The organism is Streptomyces sp. NPDC048349 (assembly GCF_040651925.1).
Taxonomy (GTDB): Bacteria; Actinomycetota; Actinomycetes; order Streptomycetales; family Streptomycetaceae; genus Streptomyces.
Genome location: NZ_JBEZLA010000002.1, coordinates 185,105 through 208,764, shown reverse-complemented (window position 1 = coordinate 208,764; position 23,660 = coordinate 185,105). Strand labels below are relative to the sequence as shown.

The 23,660-nt window shown below is 72.4% G+C and carries 22 protein-coding genes; 10 read left to right on the top strand and 12 right to left on the bottom strand.

Going from position 1 to position 23,660, the window contains the following annotated elements:
• Positions 1–4 precede the first annotated feature (4 nt).
• The 4 genes from AB0D44_RS02720 to AB0D44_RS02705 form a co-directional block, all read right to left on the bottom strand.
• Positions 5–202 carry a hypothetical protein gene (locus tag AB0D44_RS02720; RefSeq protein WP_362583277.1) on the bottom strand — a complete coding sequence of 66 codons (198 nt, stop codon included), beginning with the start codon at positions 200–202 and terminating at the stop codon, positions 5–7.
• A gap of 44 nt (positions 203–246) precedes the next feature.
• Entirely contained in the window at positions 247–975 is a 729-nt protein-coding gene (locus AB0D44_RS02715) for a class I SAM-dependent methyltransferase (protein ID WP_362583274.1), read from the bottom strand.
• Positions 976–1,127: 152 nt separating this feature from the next.
• The gene (locus AB0D44_RS02710; RefSeq protein WP_362583271.1) at positions 1,128–1,316 is read right to left on the bottom strand and encodes a hypothetical protein; all 189 of its coding nucleotides are present in this window, start codon (positions 1,314–1,316) and stop codon (positions 1,128–1,130) included.
• Between the two features lie 202 nt (positions 1,317–1,518).
• On the bottom strand, positions 1,519–4,503 hold the full coding sequence (locus AB0D44_RS02705) for a BTAD domain-containing putative transcriptional regulator (protein ID WP_362583268.1): 2,985 nt from the start codon (positions 4,501–4,503) through the stop codon (positions 1,519–1,521).
• Between the two features lie 153 nt (positions 4,504–4,656).
• Here AB0D44_RS02705 and AB0D44_RS02700 point away from each other — a divergent pair, with 153 nt between their 5' ends.
• Positions 4,657–5,883, top strand: a complete 1,227-nt coding sequence (locus AB0D44_RS02700; RefSeq protein ID WP_362583266.1) for an amidohydrolase family protein — start codon at positions 4,657–4,659, stop codon at positions 5,881–5,883.
• Positions 5,884–5,927: 44 nt separating this feature from the next.
• Here AB0D44_RS02700 and AB0D44_RS02695 read toward each other — a convergent pair whose 3' ends face one another.
• Both AB0D44_RS02695 and AB0D44_RS02690 read right to left on the bottom strand, forming a co-directional pair.
• The gene (locus AB0D44_RS02695) at positions 5,928–7,133 is read right to left on the bottom strand and encodes a serine hydrolase domain-containing protein (protein WP_362583263.1); all 1,206 of its coding nucleotides are present in this window, start codon (positions 7,131–7,133) and stop codon (positions 5,928–5,930) included.
• 54 nt (positions 7,134–7,187) lie between these two features.
• Positions 7,188–8,387, bottom strand: coding sequence for a kelch repeat-containing protein (locus AB0D44_RS02690; RefSeq protein ID WP_362583260.1), 1,200 nt, complete (start codon positions 8,385–8,387; stop codon positions 7,188–7,190).
• 456 nt (positions 8,388–8,843) lie between these two features.
• On the opposite strand from AB0D44_RS02690, the gene AB0D44_RS02685 reads away from it, so the two are divergent.
• Positions 8,844–10,532 carry a hypothetical protein gene (locus tag AB0D44_RS02685; RefSeq protein WP_362583257.1) on the top strand — a complete coding sequence of 563 codons (1,689 nt, stop codon included), beginning with the start codon at positions 8,844–8,846 and terminating at the stop codon, positions 10,530–10,532.
• A gap of 273 nt (positions 10,533–10,805) precedes the next feature.
• Here AB0D44_RS02685 and AB0D44_RS02680 read toward each other — a convergent pair whose 3' ends face one another.
• The gene (locus tag AB0D44_RS02680) at positions 10,806–11,009 is read right to left on the bottom strand and encodes a cold-shock protein (RefSeq protein ID WP_030012116.1); all 204 of its coding nucleotides are present in this window, start codon (positions 11,007–11,009) and stop codon (positions 10,806–10,808) included.
• A gap of 237 nt (positions 11,010–11,246) precedes the next feature.
• Between AB0D44_RS02680 and AB0D44_RS02675 the strand changes: the two genes are divergently transcribed.
• The 4 genes from AB0D44_RS02675 to AB0D44_RS02660 all read left to right on the top strand — a co-directional run bounded on the left by AB0D44_RS02675 (position 11,247) and on the right by AB0D44_RS02660 (position 15,998).
• Complete coding sequence (locus tag AB0D44_RS02675) at positions 11,247–12,110, top strand: menaquinone biosynthesis protein (protein WP_362583253.1); 864 nt, start codon at positions 11,247–11,249, stop codon at positions 12,108–12,110.
• A gap of 208 nt (positions 12,111–12,318) precedes the next feature.
• Complete coding sequence (locus AB0D44_RS02670; protein WP_362583250.1) at positions 12,319–14,082, top strand: serine/threonine-protein kinase; 1,764 nt, start codon at positions 12,319–12,321, stop codon at positions 14,080–14,082.
• A 72-nt stretch (positions 14,083–14,154) separates the two neighbouring features.
• Positions 14,155–15,354, top strand: a complete 1,200-nt coding sequence (mqnC, locus tag AB0D44_RS02665) for a cyclic dehypoxanthinyl futalosine synthase (RefSeq protein WP_362583247.1) — start codon at positions 14,155–14,157, stop codon at positions 15,352–15,354.
• Entirely contained in the window at positions 15,354–15,998 is a 645-nt protein-coding gene (locus AB0D44_RS02660; RefSeq protein ID WP_362583245.1) for a hypothetical protein, read from the top strand. The genes mqnC and AB0D44_RS02660 overlap by 1 nt, the downstream gene beginning before the upstream one ends.
• Here AB0D44_RS02660 and AB0D44_RS02655 read toward each other — a convergent pair.
• Together AB0D44_RS02655 and AB0D44_RS02650 are read right to left on the bottom strand one after the other, a co-directional pair.
• Complete coding sequence (locus AB0D44_RS02655; protein WP_362583242.1) at positions 15,964–16,305, bottom strand: helix-turn-helix transcriptional regulator; 342 nt, start codon at positions 16,303–16,305, stop codon at positions 15,964–15,966. The two genes, AB0D44_RS02660 and AB0D44_RS02655, sit on opposite strands and share 35 nt — an antisense overlap.
• Positions 16,306–16,359: 54 nt before the next feature.
• The gene (locus AB0D44_RS02650) at positions 16,360–17,274 is read right to left on the bottom strand and encodes a DUF3152 domain-containing protein (protein ID WP_362583239.1); all 915 of its coding nucleotides are present in this window, start codon (positions 17,272–17,274) and stop codon (positions 16,360–16,362) included.
• Between the two features lie 277 nt (positions 17,275–17,551).
• Here AB0D44_RS02650 and AB0D44_RS02645 point away from each other — a divergent pair, with 277 nt between their 5' ends.
• Together AB0D44_RS02645 and AB0D44_RS02640 are read left to right on the top strand one after the other, a co-directional pair.
• Positions 17,552–18,244: a demethylmenaquinone methyltransferase gene (locus AB0D44_RS02645; RefSeq protein ID WP_362583236.1), complete on the top strand. Its 693-nt coding sequence runs from the start codon at positions 17,552–17,554 to the stop codon at positions 18,242–18,244.
• Positions 18,245–18,250: 6 nt separating this feature from the next.
• On the top strand, positions 18,251–19,162 hold the full coding sequence (locus tag AB0D44_RS02640; protein ID WP_362583233.1) for a glutaminase: 912 nt from the start codon (positions 18,251–18,253) through the stop codon (positions 19,160–19,162).
• A 174-nt stretch (positions 19,163–19,336) separates the two neighbouring features.
• Here the strand turns inward: AB0D44_RS02640 and AB0D44_RS02635 are convergent, their stop codons facing one another.
• The gene (locus AB0D44_RS02635; protein WP_362583231.1) at positions 19,337–19,867 is read right to left on the bottom strand and encodes a GNAT family N-acetyltransferase; all 531 of its coding nucleotides are present in this window, start codon (positions 19,865–19,867) and stop codon (positions 19,337–19,339) included.
• A 98-nt stretch (positions 19,868–19,965) separates the two neighbouring features.
• On the opposite strand from AB0D44_RS02635, the gene AB0D44_RS02630 reads away from it, so the two are divergent.
• Positions 19,966–21,249 (top strand): geranylgeranyl reductase family protein, encoded by a 1,284-nt coding sequence (locus AB0D44_RS02630; protein WP_362583228.1) that lies wholly within the window; start codon positions 19,966–19,968, stop codon positions 21,247–21,249.
• Here the strand turns inward: AB0D44_RS02630 and AB0D44_RS02625 are convergent.
• Both AB0D44_RS02625 and AB0D44_RS02620 read right to left on the bottom strand, forming a co-directional pair.
• Positions 21,215–21,526 (bottom strand): hypothetical protein, encoded by a 312-nt coding sequence (locus AB0D44_RS02625; protein WP_362583225.1) that lies wholly within the window; start codon positions 21,524–21,526, stop codon positions 21,215–21,217. The genes AB0D44_RS02630 and AB0D44_RS02625 overlap by 35 nt on opposite strands.
• A gap of 117 nt (positions 21,527–21,643) precedes the next feature.
• Positions 21,644–22,483, bottom strand: a complete 840-nt coding sequence (locus AB0D44_RS02620; protein ID WP_362583222.1) for an NlpC/P60 family protein — start codon at positions 22,481–22,483, stop codon at positions 21,644–21,646.
• An 805-nt stretch (positions 22,484–23,288) separates the two neighbouring features.
• On the opposite strand from AB0D44_RS02620, the gene AB0D44_RS02615 reads away from it, so the two are divergent.
• The gene (locus AB0D44_RS02615; RefSeq protein ID WP_008738438.1) at positions 23,289–23,648 is read left to right on the top strand and encodes an NADH-quinone oxidoreductase subunit A; all 360 of its coding nucleotides are present in this window, start codon (positions 23,289–23,291) and stop codon (positions 23,646–23,648) included.
• Positions 23,649–23,660: the final 12 nt, after the last annotated feature.

Sequence of the window (23,660 nt, the reverse complement as noted above, 5' to 3'; positions counted from 1 at the left end):
CGGGTCAGGGGACGAGCTCGCCCAGGTCGATGGCCGCGGGGAACGGTACCGACACCTTCAGCCACTCGCGGTGGATCCCGGTCGCGACGTACGACCGGGTGACCGTGTCCAGCTCGTAGACGTGCACGGCGGGCCCGGCCGGCTCGTCCTCCACCCGCCAGAAGTGGGGGATGCCGGCCTGGGCGTACGTGAACGGCTTCATGGACCGGTCCCGGTCCGCCGACTCCGCACGGGCTCTCGGCCTGATCACCTGCCCTTGCGGGCCAGGACCAGCCGCCAGCGCGGGGCGCCCGAGGCCTGTCGCCCGAAGTGCTCCAGCGGCACGGTCTCCACCGTGAAGCCGGCCGCCAGCAGATCGGCGCGGACCCCGCCCAGCGGGAAGGTCCGGTAGTACATGACGAAGGGCGGGCGCCACACCGCGTTGCGCACCCGCATCGCCGCGTCGAAGCCCGCCACCGCCCACCACAGCGGGTGGCCCGGCGGGATCGGCGCGCCGATCGGGAAGGCGAACACCGCGCCCTCGCGCAGCGCCGAGTGCACCCCGGAGAAGAGGGCGGGCCGCTCGGCGGGGAGGAAGTGGCCGAAGGCCCCGAAGCTCACGGCCAGGTCGTAGGAGTCCCCGAGCGAGGGCGGCAGGGCCCGCGCGTCGGCCCGTACGAAGTCCACGCGCTCCTGCGAATGCGCCCGCCGGGCCTCGGCCAGCATGCCCGCGCTGAGGTCCACCCCCGTCACCCGTCCCCGGCACAGCCGCAGCAGCATGCCGGTCCCGGCGCCCGTGCCGCAGCAGACGTCCAGCCCGGAACCGAACGAGCCCTCCCGCTGGGCCAGGGTCTCCTCGACGGCGTCGAGCATCCGCTCCGGCGTGCGGAAGGGCGTGTGGTCGAACTTCGGCGCGAGCAGGTCGTAGCCGCGCTCGACGGAGGAGAGGGCCTGCACGGCGAGTTCGCGGACGCTCGGGCCGCTGCTGGTGAACACGGCTCCAGCCTAGGCCGAAGCGTGCCGGATGCGGGCCGGATGCGGGCCGGACGCGGGCATGCGACGGCGGTCGCGGTGGCTCCCCCTCCGGGCCACCGCGACCGCCGTCCCCCCGTGCTCCCCCGTACGATTCCCCCGTACGTCGGTGCTGCTTAGGGACGAGGACCGGACGCGTGGTTGTCCATCGTCTGGAGCTCTTCGCCCGACGCGTGGTTGTCGAGGGGTTTGATCTCGATCCCCGAAGCGTGGTTGTCCAGGGTCTCGATCTCGACGCCCGAGGCGTGGTTGTCGAGCGGCTTGATGTCGCCGTCGGTCGGCAGGATGTTCTCGTTCGTCGTCATCGGATCTCCTGGTGGATGGGTAGGGCCCGTTCGGCGATTCCCCCGCGGACCGCCGAACGGGTGGTCCTCCAACCGACCCGGTTGCCCCCCGACGCGCCGGGTCGATGAACCAATAGTGCCGCGGGGCGATAAACGAACGATGAACGTCGCGTTCATCGGACGTCACCGCAGGTCACCGCGGGGCATCGCGGGACACCACGGGCTAGGCGGCGATCTCGGACGCCAACAGCGCGCGTACTTCGGCCAGTTCGGCCGACCCCAGCTGAGCGAACACGGCCTCGGCATCCCGCCAGCACGCCCGTGCCCGGTCCGTCTGTCCCAGCCGCCGCAGCGCCTTGCCCAGCACCGTCAGCACGGTCGCCCGCCGCCACTCGCCCCCGATCCCGCGCAGCGCGATCGCCTGCTCGGCGTGCGAGGCGGCCAACGTCGGGCGGCGCGCCGCCAGATGCGCCTCGGCGAGCCGGAAGTGGGTCACGCCCTCCCACAGCGGCTGGCGGTTGTCGTGGAACAGCGACAGGGCCTCGGTGAGCTGGGTGAGGGCCTCGCCCAGCCGGCCCGCCTGGGTAAGGGCGATGCCGAGCGCGTAGCGGCCGTTGGCCAGGCGCAGGGTCAGGCCCATCCGGTCGTAGATGGCGATGCCCTGCTGGGCGAGGTCTATGGCGCTGGTGAGGCGGCCCAGTTCCACGTGGATGCGGGAGAGGTTGCACAGGGCGCTCGCCTCGCCCACGTTGTTGGCGTCGGCCCGGAAGCCCTCGATGGCCTCCAGCAGGTAGCGCTCGCCGTCCGAGTAGCGGCCCTGGTACAGGGCGATGATCCCGCGGTCGTTGGGCGCCCAGCAGCTGGGCAGCGGGTCGCCGGCCTCCCGGGCCAGTGCCGTGGCCTGGCGGGCCTCGTCGTCGGCCTCGGTGAACCTGCCCGCGACCAGGTGCACGTTGGTGAGCGTGGTGCGGGCCCGGCCCTCGGCGTACGGGTCCTTCGCGGCCTGGGCGGCGTCGCGCAGCGCGACGGCCGCCGACTCGTACTGCTTGGAGTTGGCCCCCGACTCGGCCAGGTCCTTCGCCGCCCACAGCAGGTCCACGGCCCGGCGCAGGACGAGCGTCTCGCCGCCCCGTACGGAAGCCTGCCGGACGCACGCCAGCAGCGGGTCGGCCTCGGCGTACAGCCAGTCCAGGGCGGCGCGCGGCTCGCCGAAGACCAGCCCGGGGTAGTGGGTGTCGGACAGGTGGGCCGGGAGCCGGTCGCCGGGGCGTTCCAGGGCGTACACCCCGGAGGCGGTGGCCAGGTAGAAGTCCAGCAGCCGGTCCAGGGCGGCGTCGCGCCCGCTCGGCGGCTGCTCGTCGCGCTCGGCGCACGCACGCGCGTAGAGGCGTACGAGGTCGTGGAAGCGGTAGCGGCCGGGAGCGGCCGATTCCAGGAGGGAGCAGTCGACTAAGGCCTCGAGGAGGTCTTCGGTGTCGTGCTCGGGCAGGTCCAGTACGGCGGCTGCCGCCGAGAGGGAGATGTCGGGGCCGTCGGCGAGGCCGAGGAGGCGGAACGCGCGCTGCTGGGCCGGCTCCAGCTGGCCGTAGCCGAGTTCGAAGGTGGCCTTGACGGCGAGGTCGCCGGTCTGGAGCTCGTCGAGGCGGCGGCGTTCGTCGGCGAGCTTGGCGGCGAGGACGGAGACGGTCCACGTGCGGCGGGCGGCGAGCCGGGAGGCGGCGATGCGGATGGCGAGCGGCAGGAAGCCGCAGGCGCCGACGACGTCGAGGGCGGCCTGGCGTTCGGAGCGCACACGCTCCTCGCCGACGATCCGGGTGAACAGCTGGAGGGCCTCCTCGGGGCTCATCACGTCGAGGTCGACGAGATGGGCCCCGGCGAGGCCCGCCATGCGGACCCGGCTGGTGACCAGGGCGGCGCAGCCCGCGGTGCCCGGCAGCAGCGGGCGGACCTGGGCGGCGTCGCGGGCGTTGTCGAGCAGGACCAGGACGCGGCGGCCGTCGAGGGTGGAGCGGTAGAGCGCGGCCCGGTCGGCGGGGGAGTCGGGGATGGCGGTGTCGGGGGTGCCCAGGGCCCGCAGGAAGGAGCCGAGGACGGCCTCCGGTTCGGCGGGGCGGGGCTCGGTGCCCTGGAGGTCGACGTAGAGCTGGCCGTCCGGGAAGTGCGGGCGGGCGGCGTGGGCGACGTGCACGGCGAGGGTGGTCTTGCCGACGCCGCCGATCCCGGCGAGCGCGGAGACGGCCATGACCTGGCCCTCGGCGCCGCCGGAGAGAATGGCGCCGAGTTCGTCGACGAAGCCGTTGCGGCCCGTGAAGTCCGGGACGGTGGCCGGCAGTTGGGCGGGCCTCACGTGCACGGCCGTGGCCGCCGGGGCCGGGTCCTCGGCGCGGGCCAGGTCGGCGTCGGCGTTCAGGATGCGCTGCTGGAGGGCGGCGAGTTCGGGGCGCGGGTCGACGCCGAGTTCATCGGCGAGGAGGCGGCGGGTGTCGGCGTAGACGGCCAGGGCCTCGGCCTGCCGGCCGCTGCGGTACAGGGCGAGCATGAGCAGCTCGCGCAGGCGTTCGCGCAGCGGGTGGGCGGCGGTGAGGGCGGTGAGCTCGGAGACCGCCTCGGCGTGGTGGCCGACCTCCAGGTCGAGGTCGAGGCGGGTCTCCACCAGCTGGAGGCGCCATTCGGCGAGACGCGTGCGCTCGGTCTCGGCGGCGGGGCCGGGGACTCCGGCGAGGGGTTCGCCGTCCCACAGGTCCAGGGCGCGGGCCAGCAGCGTACGGGCCAGGGCCCGGTCACCGGCCGCGCGTGCGGTTTCGGCGTCGGCGGCCAGGCTGCGGGCGACGCCGAGGTCGAGGGTGGCGGCGGAGCGCAGGCGGATGGCGTAGCCGCCGGACTCGGACACGAGCAGCCCGGGGTCGAGGACCTTGCGCAGGCGGGAGGCGTACGTGCGGATGGTGGCGAGGGCCTGCTGCGGCGGGTCCTCGCCCCAGATGGCGTCGATGAGCTCGGGCGCGGTGGCGGTGCGGCCGTCGCGCAGGAGCAGCGTGGCGAGCAGGGCGCGCTGCTGGGGGGTGCCGGAGGGCAGTGCGTCGGCTCCGCGCCAGGCGCGGATGGGGCCGAGTACGGCGAAGCGGCAGTTCTGGGGAGTGGGGGGTCCGGGTGTGGCCCGGGATGCTTCGAGGTGGTTCCGCGGGCGTGGGATGGCCGGTACGCCGTCCATCTGTCGTCCCCCTGCCTTCCGTCGGTGTAAGGGTCAGTCTGCCCTGTCTTGCGCGTACACGTCAGCCCGTCCCGGACTGATCGGTTCCCGATCCGGTCCTGTTCGGAGCCCAACTAGCTGACGGTTCGTCAGATCGGCGCTACCGTATCGGGTATGGAGACCTTCCCGAAGATCATCTCGGTGGACGACCACACGGTGGAGCCCCCCCATGTCTGGCGGGACCGGCTCCCGTCCAAGTACAAGGACACCGGCCCCCGGGTCGTCCGCGCCCCCTTGAAGGAAATGACCTTCCTCGGCGGCAAGTTCGCCCCCGTGATGGGGGCCAGGGGCGACGACGGCCCGATCGGCGACTGGTGGGTGTACGAGGACCTGCACCGGCCGCTCACCCGGCTCGACACGGCCGTCGGATACGACCGCGACGAGATCAAACTGGAAGTCATCACCTACGAGCAGATGCGCCCCGGGTCCTTCTCGGTTCCCGAACGCCTCGCGGACATGGACGTCAACCACGTCCAGTCGGCCCTGTGCTTCCCGACCTTCCCGCGCTTCTGCGGCCAGACCTTCACCGAGGCCGCCGACCGCGAGCTGGGGCTGCTGGGGGTGCGGGCGTACAACGACTGGATGGTGGAGGAGTGGTGCGGCCCCGACGCCCGCGGCCGCCTCATCCCGCTGACCCTCATCCCGCTGTGGGACGCCCACCTCGCGGCCGCGGAGGTCCGCCGCAACGCGGCGCGCGGGGTCCGCGCGGTCGCGTTCTCGGAGATACCCCCGCACCTGGGCCTGCCGTCCATCCACACCGACTACTGGGACCCGTTCCTCCAGGCCTGCGACGAGACCGGCACGGTCATCGCCATGCACATCGGCTCCTCCAGCCGGATGCCGTCCACCTCGGCGGACGCCCCGCCGGCCGTCGGCTCCACCATCACCTTCGCGAACTGCTGCTTCTCGATGGTCGACTGGCTGATGAGCGGCAAGTTCGAGCGCTTCCCGCACCTGAGGATCATGTACGCGGAGGGCCAGATCGGCTGGATCCCGTACATCCTGGAGCGCGCGAACGTGGTCTGGGAGGAGAACCGCGGCTGGGGCGGCGTCGCGGACAAGGTGCTGCGCCCGCCGTCGGAGCTCTTCGCGGAGCACGTCTTCGGCTGCTTCTTCGACGACGCCTTCGGCCTGAAGAACCTGGACTCGATCGGCGTCGGCAACGTCCTCTACGAGACGGACTACCCGCACTCGGACTCGACCTGGCCCAAGTCCCGCGAGGTCGGCGAGGCCCAGATGGGCCACCTGGCACCGGACGTGGTCGACCGCATCGTGCGCGGCAACGCCATCGGCCTGCTGGGGCTGACCGAGGACGGCCTGTGGGCGGGCCCTGGCGCGTAGGAGAGCGCCGGCGGCAGCCTACGAGGAGGGGTGGGGTCGGCAGCCTACGAGGAGGGGTGGGGCTTCCCCTTCAGGGAGTGGTCCGGGGCGAGGAGGGCGGCGATGCGTTCCGCCACCGCCTGCGCCTGGTTGCCCTCGGGGGTCTTCGGACCCTTGGTCGCGCTGACCGCGATGGCCAGCTTCTGCGACGGGAGGTAGGCCTGGATGGCCGCGTACCCGGAGAACGACGGGTTCTGCTCGATCCAGCCGTTGACGAGGATGACCCCGAAGCCGAAGTGCTCGGCCGCCGTGTTCTTCAGGCAGACGGAGGCCGGGCAGCCGTCCGTCGTCGTCCCCAGGCCCACCGTGCCCGGGTCGAGCTGGGTCCTGAACGCCTGCGCGGACACCAGCTCGCCGGTGCCGATGGCGCGGGCGGAGCGCTCCAGGTCGCAGATGTCGGTGGTGAGGACCGCGCCCGGAGCGGTGGTCCAGGACGGGTTCCAGTAGCTGGACTCCTCGTAGATGCCGCGGTCCGAGGTGAAGGAGTGCAGCACGGGGACCGGGATCTCCGCGGTGGCGCCGCTGGCGGTCTCGCCCAGGCCCAGCGGCTGCATCACGCGCTCCTTGAGCAGCCGCTCCAGCGAGACGCCGCTGATCTTCTCCAGCGCGGCGCCCAGGAGCTGGAAGTTGGCGTGCGAGTAGCTGAAGTTGGTGCCCGGCTCGTACCAGAGCGGATGCGCGGCGGCGATGCCGATGACCTCCGCCGGGGTCCAGTGCCGGAACGGCGCGGCCTCGAGCTCGGCGACGAACTTCGGGTCCGTCACGTAGTCGTGCAGGCCCGAGGTGGAGCTGCCGAGCTGGCGCAGGGTGATCTCCTCGGCGTGCGGGGCGTCCGGCAGCCAGCGCGCGAGCGGGTCGTCGAGACCCGCCTTGCCCTCGTCGGCCAGTTGCAGCAGCACGGTGGTCATGTACGCGATCGCCACCGACCCCGAGCGGAAGTGCATCGCCGGATCGGCCGGGACACCCGTCACGGATTCGCCGAGGGCCGCGGTGACGAGCTCCTTGCCGTCCGTGGAGACCCGCAGGATCAGGGAGTTCAGCCCGAGCTCCCGCTTGGCCCGCTCGGCGACGCCGAGCACCTGCGCGGCCCGGCCCTGCGCGGGTCCCGGGGTGCTGACGCAGGCCTGCGGCGCTGCGGCCGCCGCCCCCGTGGGGAGCGTGGCCGCAACCAGTCCGGCGATCGAGAGCAGCACCGTACGAGTACGCCTCATCCCCCCATGATGGCCGGGTGGGGTGCCCCGCGCACGGCAGGCGGAGCCGGTGCCTCAGGAGGCGGGCCGGGGGGCCTTCTTCTGGACATCGAGCCCGTCGTCCTCGAAGGGGTCGTCGGCCGAGGGGGTCGGAGTCGGGTGCGGGGACGGCTTCGGCTTGGGGCCGGCCTCCTCGCGTTCGATGGCGAAGGCCTCGGTCACCGCGGTCTGGGCGCCGGCGGTGTCGAGACCGCCGTAGGCGTACACGCAGTCGGTCCTCGTGTTCTTGGGGCACGGAGCCGCCGCCACCCCGTGCTCCCGGTGCGCCGTCGGCATCGACGGCAGGGTCACCCAGGCGTTGGCGACCGGGCTGTAGGCCTCGGCCGTGGTCAGGCCCGTGCTGCCGTTCAGCCCGCCCAGGACGTAGACGCAGCCGTCGCTCATGCCCTCGGGGCAGGGGGCGGTGGCCGCGCCGGGTGCGTCGCTGCGGGCGGTCGGCATGTCGGGTACGTACTGCCACGCGTTGAGGAGGGGGCTGTAGACCTCCACCGAGGCGAGGTCCGGGGTCGTGGTGTTCCCGCCGCCGATCGCGTACACGCACGTGCCCTTGAGGCCCAGGTCGCCGGGGCAGGGGGCGGCGGTACCGGCGTGGGCCGCGCGCGGGGTCTTCAGGGGGGTCAGCGTGGCCCAGGTGTTGGTGGCCGGGCTGTACGCCTCCACCGTGGCGAGGGTGGGGTTGACGGTGTCGGTGCCGCCGAAGACGTACACGCAGGTGCCGCGCAGCCCCAGCCCCTCCGGGCACGGCGCCGTGGCCGCCGCCGCGTTCGCGCGGGCGGTCGGCATGGAGCGCACGGTCAGCCAGGCGTTCGTCTCGGTGCTGTAGGCCTCCGCCGTGGCCTGGACCGGGCCGCCGCCGAAGATCCCTCCGACGGCGTACACGCAGTCACCCCGCACCCCGTCCGGACAGGGGGCCGTCGTGGTCGCCTGACCGAACCGGGGGGTCTTCATCCGGGGCAGCGTGGCCCAGGTGCCCACCGCGGGGCTGTATGCCTCCAGGGCGCCGCCGTTGGCGCCGCCGATGGAGTAGACGCAGGTACCGCGGAGCCCCTCCGGGCAGTCCGCCGCGGCGCCGGTCACGCCGGCGCGGGCCGTCGGCATCGACGGGGCCGTCACCCACACCCCCTGCGCGGTCGCGGCGGGGGCCGGCAGGGCCAGGAGCGGGGCCATGGCCAGGACGGCGATCCGCCGCCAGCCCCGGGTACGACTGTGACTCACGTGCCTCATCGCTTACCTATCTCGCGGGGGATTCCGGCACCGTGAAGCTACATAGGGTGATCGGATGATCGCTTGCCGTGGCGACCGAATGCCGTAACGCGGACTTCGGCCCCTCGGGAACACCGTGAGGCGCACCGCCCCGGCCGCGCGCCCGCTCGGGCGCCGGGCGGCGCCGTGCGAGGCGAACCGGACCGCGCTGTTCCTTTGTGGTGCTGATGGCCATAAAGCCCGGCACAGGGAGGGGAAATGGACAAAAGAGGAATCATATGGCCAATTCGGGTGAGGGTTTGGGTCCTTTGTTCGTTCGGTCACGAGACCCGCGTGAAGGCGAGACGAATGGTCCGTCACATCTGCAGGGGCGACGGCGAGTCTTCTGCGAAGACCTGATAGACAGGGGATATTCACGGCCCGATCGGCCGTAAGCCTTATGACGGCTCCTGGGGGGATCGCCGCACTGTGAAGCCGCTTCACCGTCACCTCGTCAACACCTCGCGCAAGGTCCTGTGCACCGCGGCACTCGCGGCCAGCCTGACCACCGCCGCGGTCGTGACCAACCCGTCGACCGCCGACGCGGGGGAGTCCGAACCGACTCCCGACAGCCCGCAGGCCACCGACCGCGGTGACGCCCGGCTGGAACTTCCCGACATCGTCGCGAACCCGCAGCCCGGCACCGGAGGCACCGCGCCCGAGGGCGCCAGCGGCATACCCGCGACCGCCCTCGACGCCTACCGGCGGGCCGAAGTGGCCGTGTCCGCCGCGCTCCCCGGCTGCAACCTGCCCTGGCAGCTGCTCGCCGGCATCGGCCGGGTCGAGTCCGTGCACGCCTCGGGCTACGGGCTCAAGGCCGACGGCTACACCGAGAAGCCGATCCGCGGACCCCGCCTCGACGGCAACGGCTTCGCGGAGATCCGCGACACCGACAAGGGCGAATGGGACGCGGACGCCGAGTACGACCGGGCCGTCGGCCCGATGCAGTTCATCCCCTCCACCTGGAGCACGTGGGGCGCCGACGGCAACGGCGATGCCAAGCGGGACCCGAACAACATCTACGACGCGGCGCTGGGCGCGGGCCTCTACCTGTGCGCGGGCGACCGGGACCTCTCGGTCGCGGCCAAGCTCGACGCGGCGGTCCTCAGCTACAACAACTCGCGCGAGTACGTGAACACGGTGCTCGGCTACATGAAGCAGTACCAGACCGGTGGCGTCGGCGAGGTCCCGAACCCGCCGGCCGGGAACTACCCGATCGAGACGCCGGGCAGCACCCTGCCCACCCCGCAGTCACCGGCCAAGACCACCCCGGCCCCGGCGCCCACCCCCAAGCCGACCCCGACGCCGACTCCGACTCCGACGCCGACTCCGACGCCCACCCCGACCCCGACCCCGGCCCCGCGCCTGAGCGAGCTCTCGGTGCTCGCCGGCCCGGGCCTCACGGCCGAGGCCGGAGCGGCGTTCGCCCAGGTCCCGCGGGTCAAGGTGGTCCTGAGCGACGGCAAGCCCGCCGCCGGTCAGAAGGTCGTCTTCGCGGTCGAGGGCGACACCACCGGCGGCACCCGCTTCCCCAACGCCCCGACCGACTCGCTGGTGGCCGTGGCGGACGCGCAGGGCATCGCCGCCGCACCCGGCCTCACGGCGGGCCCCCAGAGCGGCACCTTCACCCTGCGGGTCTCGGCCACCGACACGGCGGGCAGGCTCACGACGGCCTTCACCGGCACGGTCACGGCCAAGCCGAAGCCGGTCGCCGACCTGCTGGCCCGCCCGGACGGCTCGCAGCCGCTGGAGGCCGTCGCCGGCACGGGCATCAAGGACATCACGGTCCTGGCCACGGCCGCCGGCAAGGCCGTGGAGGGTACGGAGGTCTTCGCCGAGCTGGTCGTGAAGGACGCGGCCGGCGCGTGGGTCCCGGTGGACCCGGCGACCGCGAAGGGCCCGTACTTCAAGGACGGGGCCGGCAAGAAGATCTTCAGGCTTCCGCTGCTGACCTCGGGGGCCGACGGCAAGATCGTCCTGCCCGAGCTCTTCACCGACGCGGACCTGACCCCGGGTACGTACACCCTGCGCCTGACCACCCCCCAGAAGGTCACCCTCCTCCTGGACGTCAAGGTCACGGCCCCGCCGGCCACGCCGGCGCCGACCCCGACGCCGTAAGGCGCCGCCAGCCCGCCCGCGAACGACAGGGGCCCGCACCGTGCACACGGTGCGGGCCCCCGTCGTTTCCCCGCCCTCCCCGACAGGGCAAAGCCGCCGCGCGAAGACCGGGGCCACAAGGCGGGGGGCAAAGGCGGGGGCAAAGGCGGGGGCAAAGACGGGGGACAAAAGCAATGGGGACAAAGGCAGGAGCCCTGCCGCTCTGCTCGCGCAGAGGGGACAGGGCTCCTTGGGTACTGCTTTTCCAACCGCGATGAAGGTTGGCCCAGGCGATTAGGCCGGGGTGACGTTCTCCGCCTGCGGGCCCTTCGGACCCTGCGTGACGTCGAAGTTCACCGTCTGGTTCTCCTCGAGGGAGCGGAAGCCAGAGGCGTTGATCGCGGAGTAGTGGACGAAGACATCCGGGCCGCCGCCGTCCTGGGCGATGAAGCCGAAGCCCTTTTCAGCGTTGAACCACTTCACGGTTCCGGTAGCCATGAGCCCTCCTATGGGCCAAAGGGTCGCCCTGCTCCAGAACCTGCTAAGAAGTCTGAAAACTACAAAAGCCTGCGGGTCACATTCTCCGCAGGCCTCGTACTGCAAGGGAAACCAAACTGCAACTTGCGTCGAGCCTAGCACGCACCCGGCGGCGGAGACCAGAGGGAAAGATCACGTCACTCGGACGTTTGAGACCCGCCAGAAGGCTGACGTGGACCCGGGGGCTAGTCTCGCGATGTGGACGTCTACCGCAGCCGGCCCCGCGTCGGCCACATCCAGTTCCTGAACTGCCTGCCCCTCTACTGGGGCCTGGCCAGAACCGGCACGCTGCTGGACCTGGAGCTGACGAAGGACACTCCCGAAAAGCTCAGCGAACGCCTGGTGGCGGGCGAGCTCGACATCGCCCCGATCACCCTCGTGGAGTTCCTCCGCAACGCCGACGAACTCGTCGCCTTCCCCGATCTCGCGGTCGGCTGCGACGGACCCGTGATGTCCTGCGTGATCGTTTCGCAGGTCCCGCTGGAGGAGCTCGACGGAGCCCGCGTCGCCCTCGGCTCGACCTCCCGCACGTCCGTACGCCTCGCCCAGCTGCTGCTTTCCGAGCAGTACGGGGTCCGGCCCGACTACTACACCTGCCCGCCCGACCTCGGGGTGATGATGCAGGAGGCCGAGGCGGCCGTGCTGATCGGCGACGCCGCGCTGCGCGCCTCGCTCCACGACGCCCCCCGGCTCGGCCTGGCCGTGTACGACCTGGGGCAGATGTGGAAGGAGTGGACCGGGCTGCCGTTCGTCTTCGCCGTCTGGGCCGCCCGCAAGGACTACCTCGCCCGCGAGCCCGTCGTCGTGCGCAAGGTCCACGAGGCCTTCCTCGCCTCGCGCGACGTGTCCCTGGAAGAGGTCACCAAGGTCGCCGAGCAGGCGGCGCGCTGGGAGGCCTTCGACGCGGAGCTGCTGGAGCGGTACTTCACCACGCTCGACTTCCGTTTCGGACCGGAACAGATCGCGGGCGTGAGGGAATTCGCCCGCCGCACGGGAGCGACGACGGGGTATCCCGCGGACGTGACCCTGGAGCTCCTGGCGGCGGCCGTCGCGGAACACTGATCGCGTGCGGGCCCCTGTGCAACGGATATGCCGTTTCCCTGGAATTCGGATCCCCTTTTGCTTCCGGACACCCCGCGGGGAGGGGAGGGGGAGGGGATGAGGCCGCCCGCCCCGGCCGCACGCCCCCCGGGCGGCCCCGGGGACCTTTAGTGTGCTGCTTGGCCGGGTGACACGAGGGGCCCCGCAAGCCGGGGGATGGGGGGACACGATGCAGCCGCTGGAAGCCGGTGAGCCGCGGACCGTCGGCGCGTACCGGTTGCTGGGCCGGCTCGGCGCGGGCGGTATGGGCCGGGTCTACCTGGGACGCAGCGCGGGCGGCCGAACCGTGGCCGTCAAGATCGTGCACCCGCACTTCGCCGCCGACGAGGAGTTCCGGGCCCGGTTCCGCCGCGAGGTCGAGGCCGCCCGGCGGGTGGGCGGCGAGTGGACCGCCCCCGTGCTCGACGCGGACCCGGACGCCCCGGTGCCGTGGGTGGCCACCGGCTACGTGGCGGGCCCCTCCCTGGACCGGGCGCTGGCTGCGCACGGGCCGCTGCCCGAGGCCTCGGTACGGGCCGTCGGCGCCGGGCTGGCCCGCGCGCTGGTGGCCGTGCACGGGCTGGGCCTCGTCCACCGGGACGTGAAGCCGTCCAACGTGATGCTGACCCTCGACGGGCCCCGACTGATCGACTTCGGGATCGCGCGGGCCACCGACGGCACCGCCTCGCTGACCTCCACCGGGGTCTCCATCGGCTCCCCGGGCTACATGTCGCCCGAGCAGATCCTCGGCAAGGGCGTCACCGGTGCCTCCGACGTGTTCTCGCTGGGCGCCGTACTGGCCTTCGCGGCGACCGGGCGGCCGCCCTTCACCGGGGACAACTCGGCGACCCTCCTCTACAAGGTCGTCCACGAGCCGCCCGAGCTCGGCGACGTACCGGCCGGGCCGCTGCGCGAGCTGATCGAGGCCTGCCTGGCCAAGACGGCCGCCGACCGGCCGGCGCCGGAGGCGGTCGCGGCCTCCCTGGACGGGGCCCCGCTCACCCCGGGCTGGCTGCCCGCGCCCCTGGTCGAGGAGGCCAGCCGGGCCGCGGTCGCCCTGCTCGACCTGGACGCCGGTCCCTCCGGGGGCGGCGGGGCTGCGGCCGCGGAGCAGCCGTCGGGGCCGGTGCCGTTCACCTCCGCCTCCCACGGCGGCCCGGCGGGTGCCGGTTTCGGAGCGCCCGACCCCTCGTACGCGCACCAGGGCCCCTACGGCTCGTACGGGAGCCCGAGCCGGACGGCCGGCGGCGCGGCCACCCCCGCCGGCGGCCCGTACGGCCCCTACGGTTCACCCACCGAGACCGCCGGCGCGGGCGTGCCCGGGCCGCGTTCCGCCCCCGACGGGCGGCAGGTCACCGTCAGCGCGGCCGGGCGCCGCTTCAGCTGCACGCTCGTGCTCGCCGCGGCCGCCGTGCTCGCGATGGTGTCCGGCGGGCTGTACGGGATGGGCCTACTGCCCGGTCAGGGCGCCAAGGGCCGGGACACCGCGGCCGGCGACGGCCCGCGGACCTCCGCCCCGGCCACGCCCCCGGCCGCGACGCCGTCCACCGGCGGCTCCACCGGCGGCGGTACCGAGGCTCCCCGGGGGACCCGCCAGGACGTCCCCGAGGAACTCGTCGGCACGTGGAAGGGCACCGTGACCACCGCCCGCATGGGCGTTTCCAGCGAGTTCGAGATCACCATCAGGGCGGGCCGGGTCGGCGAGGTCGTCGCCCGGGACAAGTCGGTCGTTCCCGTCTTCGGTACCGACTGCAGCGGCGACTGGAAGCTCGCCTCGGCCACCGACCGCTCGCTCGTCCTCGACACCGCGGGCGGCCCCAACCCGGCCCCGGGGATCTGCTCCAACGGCTCCGCCGACGAGCGCTTCACCCTCAACGCCAACGGCACCCTGCACTACAAGTCGGGGGACGGCCCGGCCGGAAACCCGGAGGGCGACCTGACCCGAAGCCCGTGAAGGGCAGCCGCAGGCCCTGGCGTAGGCTGGATCGGTCCGGACCTTGACACACCGCCGAAAGGTGACGCACCGGTGACCGACCAGGCCGCTCTCCAGTCTGTCCTCGACCGCGCCGCCGCAGGGGGCCGGATCACCAAGGAAGAGGCGCTCGACCTCTACCGGTACGCGCCGCTGCACGCGCTCGGCCAGGCCGCCGACGCGGTGCGCCGCCGCCGCTACGCGGGCACCGAGCACATCGCCACGTACATCATCGAGCGGAACATCAACTACACGAACGTGTGCGTCACGGCGTGCAAGTTCTGCGCCTTCTACGCGGCCCCCAAGGACACGAAGAAGGGCTGGTCCCGCGACCTCGACGACATCCTGCGCCGCTGCGCGGAGACCGTGGAGCTCGGCGGCACGCAGATCATGTTCCAGGGCGGGCACCACCCGGACTACGGCGTCGAGTACTACGAGCACCACTTCTCCGCCATCAAGAAGGCCTTCCCGCAGCTGGTCATCCACTCCCTCGGCGCGTCCGAGGTCGAGCACATGGCCCGCATCTCCGGCGTCAGTGCCGAGGAGGCCATCCGGCGCATCCACGCGGCCGGTCTCGACTCCTTCGCGGGCGCCGGCGCCGAACTGCTGCCGGAGCGCCCGCGCAAGGCCATCGCCCCGCTCAAGGAATCCGGCGAGCGCTGGCTGGAGATCATGGAGATCGCCCACGGGCTGGGCGTGGAGTCCACCTCCACCATGCTGATGGGCACCGGTGAGACCAACGCCGAACGCATCGAGCACATCGCGATGATCCGTGACACGCAGGACCGCACGGGCGGCTTCCGCGCCTTCATCCCGTACACCTACCAGCCCGAGAACAACCACCTCAAGGGCCGCACCCAGGCGACGATCTTCGAGTACCTGCGCATGATCGCCATCGCGCGCCTGTTCCTCGACAACATCGCCCACATCCAGGGCTCCTGGCTCACCGTCGGCAAGGAGGCGGGCCAGCTCTCCCTGCACTACGGCGCGGACGACCTCGGCTCGATCATGCTCGAGGAGAACGTCGTCTCCTCGGCCGGCGCCAAGCACCGCTCCAACCGCCAGGAGATCATCGACCTGATCCGCAAGGCGGGCCGCACCCCGGCGCAGCGCGCGACGACGTACGAGCACCTCCTGGTGCACGACGACCCGGCGAACGACCCGGCCGACGACCGCGTCGTCTCGCACATCTCCTCCACCGCCATCGAGGGCGGCACCGCGCACCCCGAGCTGAAGCTCATCTCCACGAACTGATGCTGACGCTCCACACCGCCGAACTCCTCGTCCCCGGGGCCGGATCCGCTCCGCTGACCGGCGGCGCGGTCCTCGTCGAGGGCGACCGGATCGCGAACGTGGGACCGTACGAGGACCTCGCCGCGGTCCATCCGCACGCCCGGGCCCGGCGCTGGCCCGGGGTGCTCACCCCGGGGCTGCTGGTGCGCGGCGCGGACGTGCTCCTGGAGCGGACGTACTACCCGGACGACCCCTACGAGAGCGCCGAGCTCGGCACCGACCCGATCAGCGGGGCGGACGCGCTCGAGGCGCTGAAGATGACCGAGGTGCGGTGGGGCCACAGCGCCCGGCGCGGCACCCAGAAGCTCCTGGCGCGCGGGGTGGTGGCGGTCGCCGGCCGCTTCACGGTCCCGGCCGTGCGCACGGCGGTGGCCCGCTCGGGGCTGGCGATCCTGCCGCCCGCCCCGTACGAAGGCGCGCCCGCCCTGGACCCGTTCGCCGGCCGGGACGCCGCCGAGGAGGCCTTCCACGGGGTGCTGGAGCAGGGCGCCCCGGCCCGTTTCGCGGTCTTCGCGGTCCCGGATCCGGCGGCGCTGCCGGTGCAGGGAGCGACCACGTGCGTGGCCACGGTCATCGGGGGCCGGCTGCTGCACCGCCGTCGCTGAGCGGGGCATCCTGCCGTACGTCCTGGCGGGCGTCCTCGCGTACGTCCTGGCGGGCGAGGGCGGCCAGCAGGCAGGCCTGGAGGCGGCTGATCCCGCCGAGCTTCGTCCGTATGTTGCCGACGTGGAACTTGACGGTGCTGACGGACAGTTGCAGCTCGGCGGCGAGCTCCGCGTTGGAGGCGCCGGTGGCCAGGCACAGGAACACCGCGGACTCCTGGTCCGTCAACTGCACCGGCGGCCGCGCGTCCGCGGAGGAGGTCTCGTACGGGGGAAACCACGCGGGGACGCTGAAGCTGACGACGCGCACGGTTGTGACTCCTAGCCCCCGGCCGGCCCGTCGGGTGTCTGTCCGGCTCTCCCCCTAAGGGACGTGTGGACCGGACAGGTAGGTTCCGTTCACGTCGTACGGCCAGGCGTTGGACTTGCAGCCGAGCAGCCCCTTGATCTGCTGCATCATCGCGGGCGCCGGCTGGCCGGGGCCCGGGCAGGTCTCGTGCTCGTGGCCGAGCTCGTGCCCCACCTCGTGGTTGACGATCAGCGCCCGGTACTCCTCCACCGTGCCGCTGAACTGCGGTGATCCCTCCTGCCAGCGCTTGAGGTTGACCACGACGGTGTGGCCGGCCCGGCAGTTGGTCTCGCCGATCAGCTCGGGGGTGACCACCTCGCACAGCCGGTCGGTGGTCGTGGGCGTCGCGATCTTGACGGTGAAGTCCACCGGCTGGCCGGGTCCGGCGAGCTGGAAGGCGTACGCCGGGTCCCTGGTCCAGCCGCGCGGGTCCGCGAGGATCGCCTCGACGGACCGGGCGGCGGAGTCCGGGTCCACCCCGCTGCCCTCCTCGACCTCGATGCGCCAGCGGCGCACGGTTCCCTTTCCCTTCGCGGCGCCGGCGGCGGCGGAGGCCTTGAAGGCGCCCGTGCCGGAGGCCGGGACCGGGGCGGCGGGCGATGCGGGGGCGCCGGTGGTGGCGGCGGGCGAGCCGGGGGGATGGGGCGAGTGGGCGCCGGAGGGCGGCGGGGCGGGGGAGCGTCTGCCGCCCTGCGCGGCCGTGTCCGATCCCCCGGCGGGCTCTGCGTCGTCGGGCCGGGCCGCCGCGGGCCGGCCGTCGGCCGCCGTACCCCCGTCCTCGCCCGGGGCCATCGCGTACGCGGTCGCCGAGACGGCGACGAGGGCCGCCGAGCCGAGGATGATCGTACGCCGCAGCCGCTTGCGCCGCTCTGCCCGGCGCTGGGCGCGGGGGCTGAGGCGGGAGCGACCGGTGGAATGGCCTGCCGGCATCGTGAAGCCCTTTGCTCGTGGCGGCCGCCAGGATCCGGCCGCTGCTCAGACCCATGATCCATTGGGTGACCGTCACCGGGCCGCACCGGCCCCCAGTCAACGCGCCCCGGGGCCCGGGCGGAACTGTCCTTCGGGCCAGTTGTCCGGTTGACCCGGCCCGAGCCGCCCCGGGGGACGGCCAGGGGGACGGCCGGGGCCTGTCCTTGCGCTCCGGCCCGGCCTGAGAGGATGGGGCGGTATCCGCCGATCCGCAGCGCACACCGAGGGGCGAACACCAGTGACAAGGGCTTCCCTGGACAAGCAGCCGCACGAAGTCGCCTCGATGTTCGACGGCGTCGCGGCGAACTACGACCTCACCAACGACGTGCTCTCCCTCGGCCAGGCGCGGCTGTGGCGCAAGGAGGTCGCCAAGGCGGTCGGCGCCCGCCCCGGGCACCTCGTCCTCGACCTGGCCGCCGGTACCGCGACCTCCTCGCTGCCCTTCGCCGCGACCGGCGCCTACGTCGTCCCCTGCGACTTCTCGCTGGGGATGCTGCGGGAGGGCAAGAAGAAGCACCCGTGGCTGCCCCTCACGGCGGGCGACGCGACGAAGCTCCCCTTCAAGGACGATGCCTTCGACACGGTGACGATCAGTTTCGGCCTGCGCAACGTCCAGGACACCGACGCGGCGCTGCGCGAGCTGTACCGGGTGACCAAGCCCGGCGGCCAGGTCGTCATCTGCGAGTTCTCGCAGCCGACCTGGGGCCCCTTCCGCACGGTCTACACCGAGTACCTGATGCGCGCCCTGCCGCCGGTGGCCCGCGCCGTCTCCTCCAACCCCGACGCGTACGTCTACCTCGCCGAGTCCATCCGCGACTGGCCCGACCAGCCCGCGCTCGCCTCCCTGCTGCAGAAGGCCGGCTGGTCCAAGGTCGCCTGGCGCAACCTGAGCGGCGGCATCGTGGCGCTGCACCGGGGCTCCAAGGCGTAGGAAGCAGTGGACTACCAGGCCCTGCTGGAGCAGGTCGCGGCCGACATCGCCCCGCTGGTGGGCAGCGGCACCCCCGCGGAGTACATCCCGGCGCTCGCCGCCGTCGAACCGGGCCAGTTCGGCATGGCCCTCGCCGACATCGAGGGCAGCGTCTTCGGGGTCGGGGACTGGCAGGTCCCCTTCTCCACCCAGTCCATCACCAAGGTCTTCGCGCTGGCGCTGGCCCTGGCGGAGGGCGGCGACGGGCTGTGGGAGCGGGTCGGCCGGGAGCCCTCCGGCAACCCGTTCAACTCGCTCGTGCAGCTGGAGTACGAGAACGGCATTCCGCGCAATCCGTTCATCAACGCGGGCGCGCTGGTGGTCACCGACCGGCTGCAGACCCTGACGGGCGACGCGAGCAGCGAACTGCTGGGCTTCCTGCGGGAGGAGAGCGGCAATCCGGACATCGGCTTCGACGCGGAGGTGGCCGCCTCCGAGCAGGAGCACGGCGACCGCAACGCGGCCGTCGCCCACTTCATGGCCTCCTACGGGAACATCGACAACCCCGTGCCGGCGCTCCTGGACCACTACTTCTGGCAGTGCTCGATCGAGATGAGCTGCGCCGACCTGGCGCGCGCGGGCCTCTTCCTGGCCCGCCACGGCCTGCGCGCGGACGGCTCCCGGCTGCTGACGCGCAGCGAGGCGAAGCAGATCAACGCGGTCATGCTGACGTGCGGGACGTACGACGCGGCGGGCGAGTTCGCGTACCGGGTGGGCCTCCCCGGCAAGAGCGGCGTCGGCGGGGGGATCGTGGCCGTCGTCCCCGGCCAGTGCGTCCTGGCCGTCTGGAGCCCGGGCCTGGACCCCCAGGGCAACTCGGTGGCGGGCGTGGCCGCCCTGGACCGCTTCACGACCCTGACGGGCCTGTCCGTCTTTTGATGCGCCGCCCGCCCGGCTCGGCCCCCGAGGGCCGCTCCGGCTTCGCGCCGCTGCGCCGGACTTCGTGCGCCGGTCACGCGGGCGCGACGTCACAGCCCCAGGGCTTTGCGTCGCGCCGGCGTGTGGGGCGCGGGTTCGGGCGGAGCCCGGGAGAGGCTCCGCGCAGCGGCTCGGTCAGGCCTGGGTGAGCGCGAGCTCGTACCGCCGGCCGTACCGGGTCCCGCCCGGCAGGGGGAACCGCACCGCCAGGGTCATGCCCAACCGCTCCGCCACTGCGATCGAGCGGGCGTTGGCGTCGTCGATCATCGCCACCACCCGCGGAACCCCCGCCTCCCGCACCCGCCGCACCGTCGCCAGCGCAGCGGCGTACGCGTACCCCCGCCCCCACGCGGACCGCCCCAGCCGCCAGCCGATCTCGATCTCCCCCACCGGCCCCCACTCCTTCTCCCGCGGCCACGGCTGCGCGCCCGTGAAGCCGAGGACCGTGCCCTGCTCGTCCAGCAGCGTCCACAGGCAGTAGCCGAGCTGGGCGTCGTGCATGCGCTGGCGCGCGGTGATCTCCACGTACGAGGAGAGTTCCGCCGGTCCGCCGAGGAACTCCATGACGTCCGGGTCGTCGAACACCCCGTGCCAGGCGTGCGCGTCCTCATGGGTGGGCACGCGCAGCTGGACGGCGGGGAGCGGCCGGGTCGGCGAGGTGGTCACAGGAGGCAGCCCTTCGGTTCGCGATCTCTCTCGCTGCATAGACTGCACATGTCCGGTGCCGTTGGGCACCCTTTATCGAGCCTTCGGGAGACCCCGCCGTGACCGAGCCCCTCTCCGAACACTCCGCGGACGTGATCGTCGTCGGGGCCGGGCCCGCGGGCTCGACCACCGCGTACTACCTCGCCAAGGCCGGACTCGACGTCCTGCTGCTGGAGAAGACGGCGTTCCCGCGCGAGAAGGTGTGCGGCGACGGCCTGACGCCGCGCGCCACCAAGCAGCTGGTGGCGATGGGCATCGACATCTCCGAAGAGGCCGGGTGGCTGCGCAACAAGGGCCTGCGCATCATCGGCGGCGGGCAGCGCCTCCAGCTGGACTGGCCGGAACTCGCCTCCTACCCGGACTACGGACTCGTCCGCAAGCGCGACGACTTCGACGAGACCCTCGCCCGCCAGGCGCAGAAGGCCGGCGCCCGCCTCTACGAGCGCTGCAACGTCGGCGAGCCCGTCCGCGACCCCCGCACGGGCCACATCACCGGCGTGCAGGCGAAGCTGGGCGAGGAGAAGACCCCGGTCACCTTCCACGCCCCGCTGGTCGTCGCGGCCGACGGCAACTCCTCGCGGCTCTCCCTCGCGATGGGTCTGCACCGGCGCGAGGACCGCCCCATGGGCGTGGCCGTGCGCACGTACTTCACCTCGCCCCGGCACGACGACGACTACCTGGAGTCCTGGCTGGAACTGTGGGACCGGCGCGGCCCGCAGGACCGGCTGCTGCCCGGCTACGGCTGGATCTTCGGCATGGGCGACGGCACGTCCAACGTCGGCCTCGGCATCCTCAACTCCTCCTCCGCCTTCAAGGAGCTGGACTGGCGCGAGGTCCTCAAGGCCTGGTGCGCGTCCATGCCGGAGGACTGGGGCTACACCCCGCAGAACATGACGCAGCCGATCCGCGGCGCGGCCCTGCCGATGGCCTTCAACCGGCAGCCGCACTACACCAAGGGCCTGCTGCTGGTCGGTGACGCGGGCGGCCTCGTCAACCCGTTCAACGGCGAGGGCATCGCCTACGCCATGGAGTCGGGGCAGATCGCGGCCGACGTCATCGTCCAGGCGCACGCCCGTGCCACCCCGGCGCAGCGCGAACTGGCGCTGCACAACTACCCGAAGGTGCTGAAGGAGACGTACGGCGGCTACTACACGCTGGGCCGCGCGTTCGTGAAGCTGATCGGCAACCCGAAGGTCATGAAGGTCGCCACGCAGCGCGGCCTGACGCACCCGGTGCTGATGAAGTTCACGCTGAAGATGCTGGCCAACCTCACCGACCCGACGGGCGGCGACGCGATGGACCGCATCATCAACGGCCTTTCGAAGGTGGCCCCGAAGGCCTGAGGCTGCTGTCCGGCGGGCCGGGCGGGGCGTCCCCGCTCCGGTCCGCCTCCGCGTGCACCGTACGCACGCACCTGGCCAGCAGGACCAGCCCGCACAGCAGCATCGCGCCCGAGGCGGTCCAGCCCAGCGCCAGGGCGAGCGGGTGCCCGGGCTTGTGCCAGGGGCGTGCGGTGGTCAGCAGCCAGCCGCCGACGGCGAGGAGGCCGAGGCCGAGCGCGGCCCGGACGGCGGTGGGGTCGTCACCGGCGCCGTGGTTCTCGTACGGCTTCAGGTTCACCCCGCCATCTTCGCAGGGCCCGGGTCGAGGGCAGGACGAAGGGCCGGTACTCCGCCCCCGAGCGGGGGAGTACCGGCCCTTCCGGCCGTGGGGAGCGTCCCGGGCGTCTCGGGCGTCTCAGAGGACGCGGACGGCGCCGGTCGGCTTGTCGTAGCTCAGGCTGCGCTCGACGATGCCCGTGCTGGGGTTCTGCGCGCCGACGAACTTGCCGCCGCCGACGTAGATGGCGACGTGGTACGCGCTGCCCTTGGAGCCCCAGTACAGGATGTCGCCCGGCTGCAGGGCGCTCAGCGACACCGAGGTGCCCGCCGAGGACTGCGCCTGGGACATGCGCGGCAGGGAGATGCCGGCCTGGCGGTAGGCGGCCTGGACGAGGCCGGAGCAGTCGAACGAGGACGGGCCGGTGCCGCCCATGACGTACGCCTTGCCGACCTGCGCGCGGGCGAAGTTCACGATGGCGGCGGCGGAGCCGGTCGCCGGGGCGGCCACGGAGGCGCCGGAGCCGTCGCTGGGGGTCGAACCGGACTTGGTCGACAGGGCGGTGCGGGAGGTGCTGCGGTTGGCGCGCTCGGCCTCGGCCTTGCGGTTCGCCTCCTCCTGGGCCTTCTTGGCCTCGTCCTCGGCCTTCTTCTGGGCCGCTTCCTTGGCCTGCTTCGCCTCGGCGGCGGCGCCGGTACGGGCGCTCTCCTCCTGGGCGGTCAGCTCACCCTCGACCGCGGCCGCGCGGGTGTTCTCGGCGGCGGTGGCGACGGCGGAGGAGACCTCGGCGGCCAGGTCCAGGTTCAGGACCGGCATTTCGAGCGTCGTCTCGGCCACGGGCTCGGCGGGGGACGCGCTCGCGGTGCCGGCCATGGCGAGGGTGCTGAGGACGCCACCGGCAACTCCGGCGCGGACCGCGAGCTTCGAGGCGCTGCGGCGGGGCTTCCGGTGGCTGGGTATGTGAGCGGTGATGGACATGAGGACAACCGCTATCAGGGCGTGCGGGTTCCCTTCAAGAAACGTGGCTTGCGCCACAGTTGCGCGCGAAAGGCGCTAACCGGGCGCGCCGCGCTTCTTATTGACGCCGTAACGGGCAGAACGGACACCCTTTCACAAGGCTGTGATCATGGGGTTTCCGCAATAAGTCCGATTTGATCGTCGGACTACCATCCCGTCGCACAGATGGCCAAGCCCTCTTTTCCCATCACGAAACGGGAGTGGCGCAGGTCACAGGAGCATCACACTGTGCGGACGCTGTGGGCCTTCCGTGACCTCGCCGTGAACTCCCCGCCCGGGTTCGTGAACGGATGCACGTGGCGACGGCGTCCCGGGACCCGCTCCTGCCCCGTGTCCACCTCCGTACGCGGGGGCTCCCTCGACCGGGCGACGCCGGTTCCTTTATCACTGCGGCGGCCACCAGGCCAATTTGCCTGCACGGGCCATCATTTGATAGGGCGACAGCCCTTCCACCTGCGACAACCGGCCCGGATGTCACCTTTGGTGATCATGTGGATGCTTCGCGTATGAAGATCACCACTCATCGGACTTCATGATCGTTCGTCAGGTGGTGGAGATCACAAACTCGGTGTTGTTACCCGTGTCGCAGATCACAGAGGAGCAGGCATAAGATGCGCACGAGTCCGGCTTGTGAACTGCCTCACATGGAACCGTTCGATCAAGGAGCGATCCTCGCGAGGCGGGGCACGCCCCGGCTGCCGCTGGGACGTACCCCCAGCCGGCGCAGCGGTCCAACGGTCAAGGACGACTGGAAGGAGCGAGGAGCGTGAATGCGTACGCGCCCATCCTCGTGCTCGGCGCCCTCGGCGCAGGGTTTGCGATCTTCTCCGTGGTCATGGCCACGCTGATCGGCCCAAAACGGTACAACCGGGCAAAGCTTGAGGCATACGAGTGCGGCATCGAGCCGACGCCGGTGCCGGCCGGCGGCGGCCGCTTCCCCATCAAGTACTACCTGACGGCGATGCTCTTCATCGTCTTCGACATCGAGGTTGTCTTCCTCTACCCCTGGGCCGTCACCTTCGACTCCCTGGGGATCTTCGGGCTCGTCGAGATGCTGCTCTTCGTGCTCACCGTCTTCGTCGCCTACGCCTACGTGTGGCGCCGCGGCGGCCTGGAATGGGACTGAGGGGCTGAATTT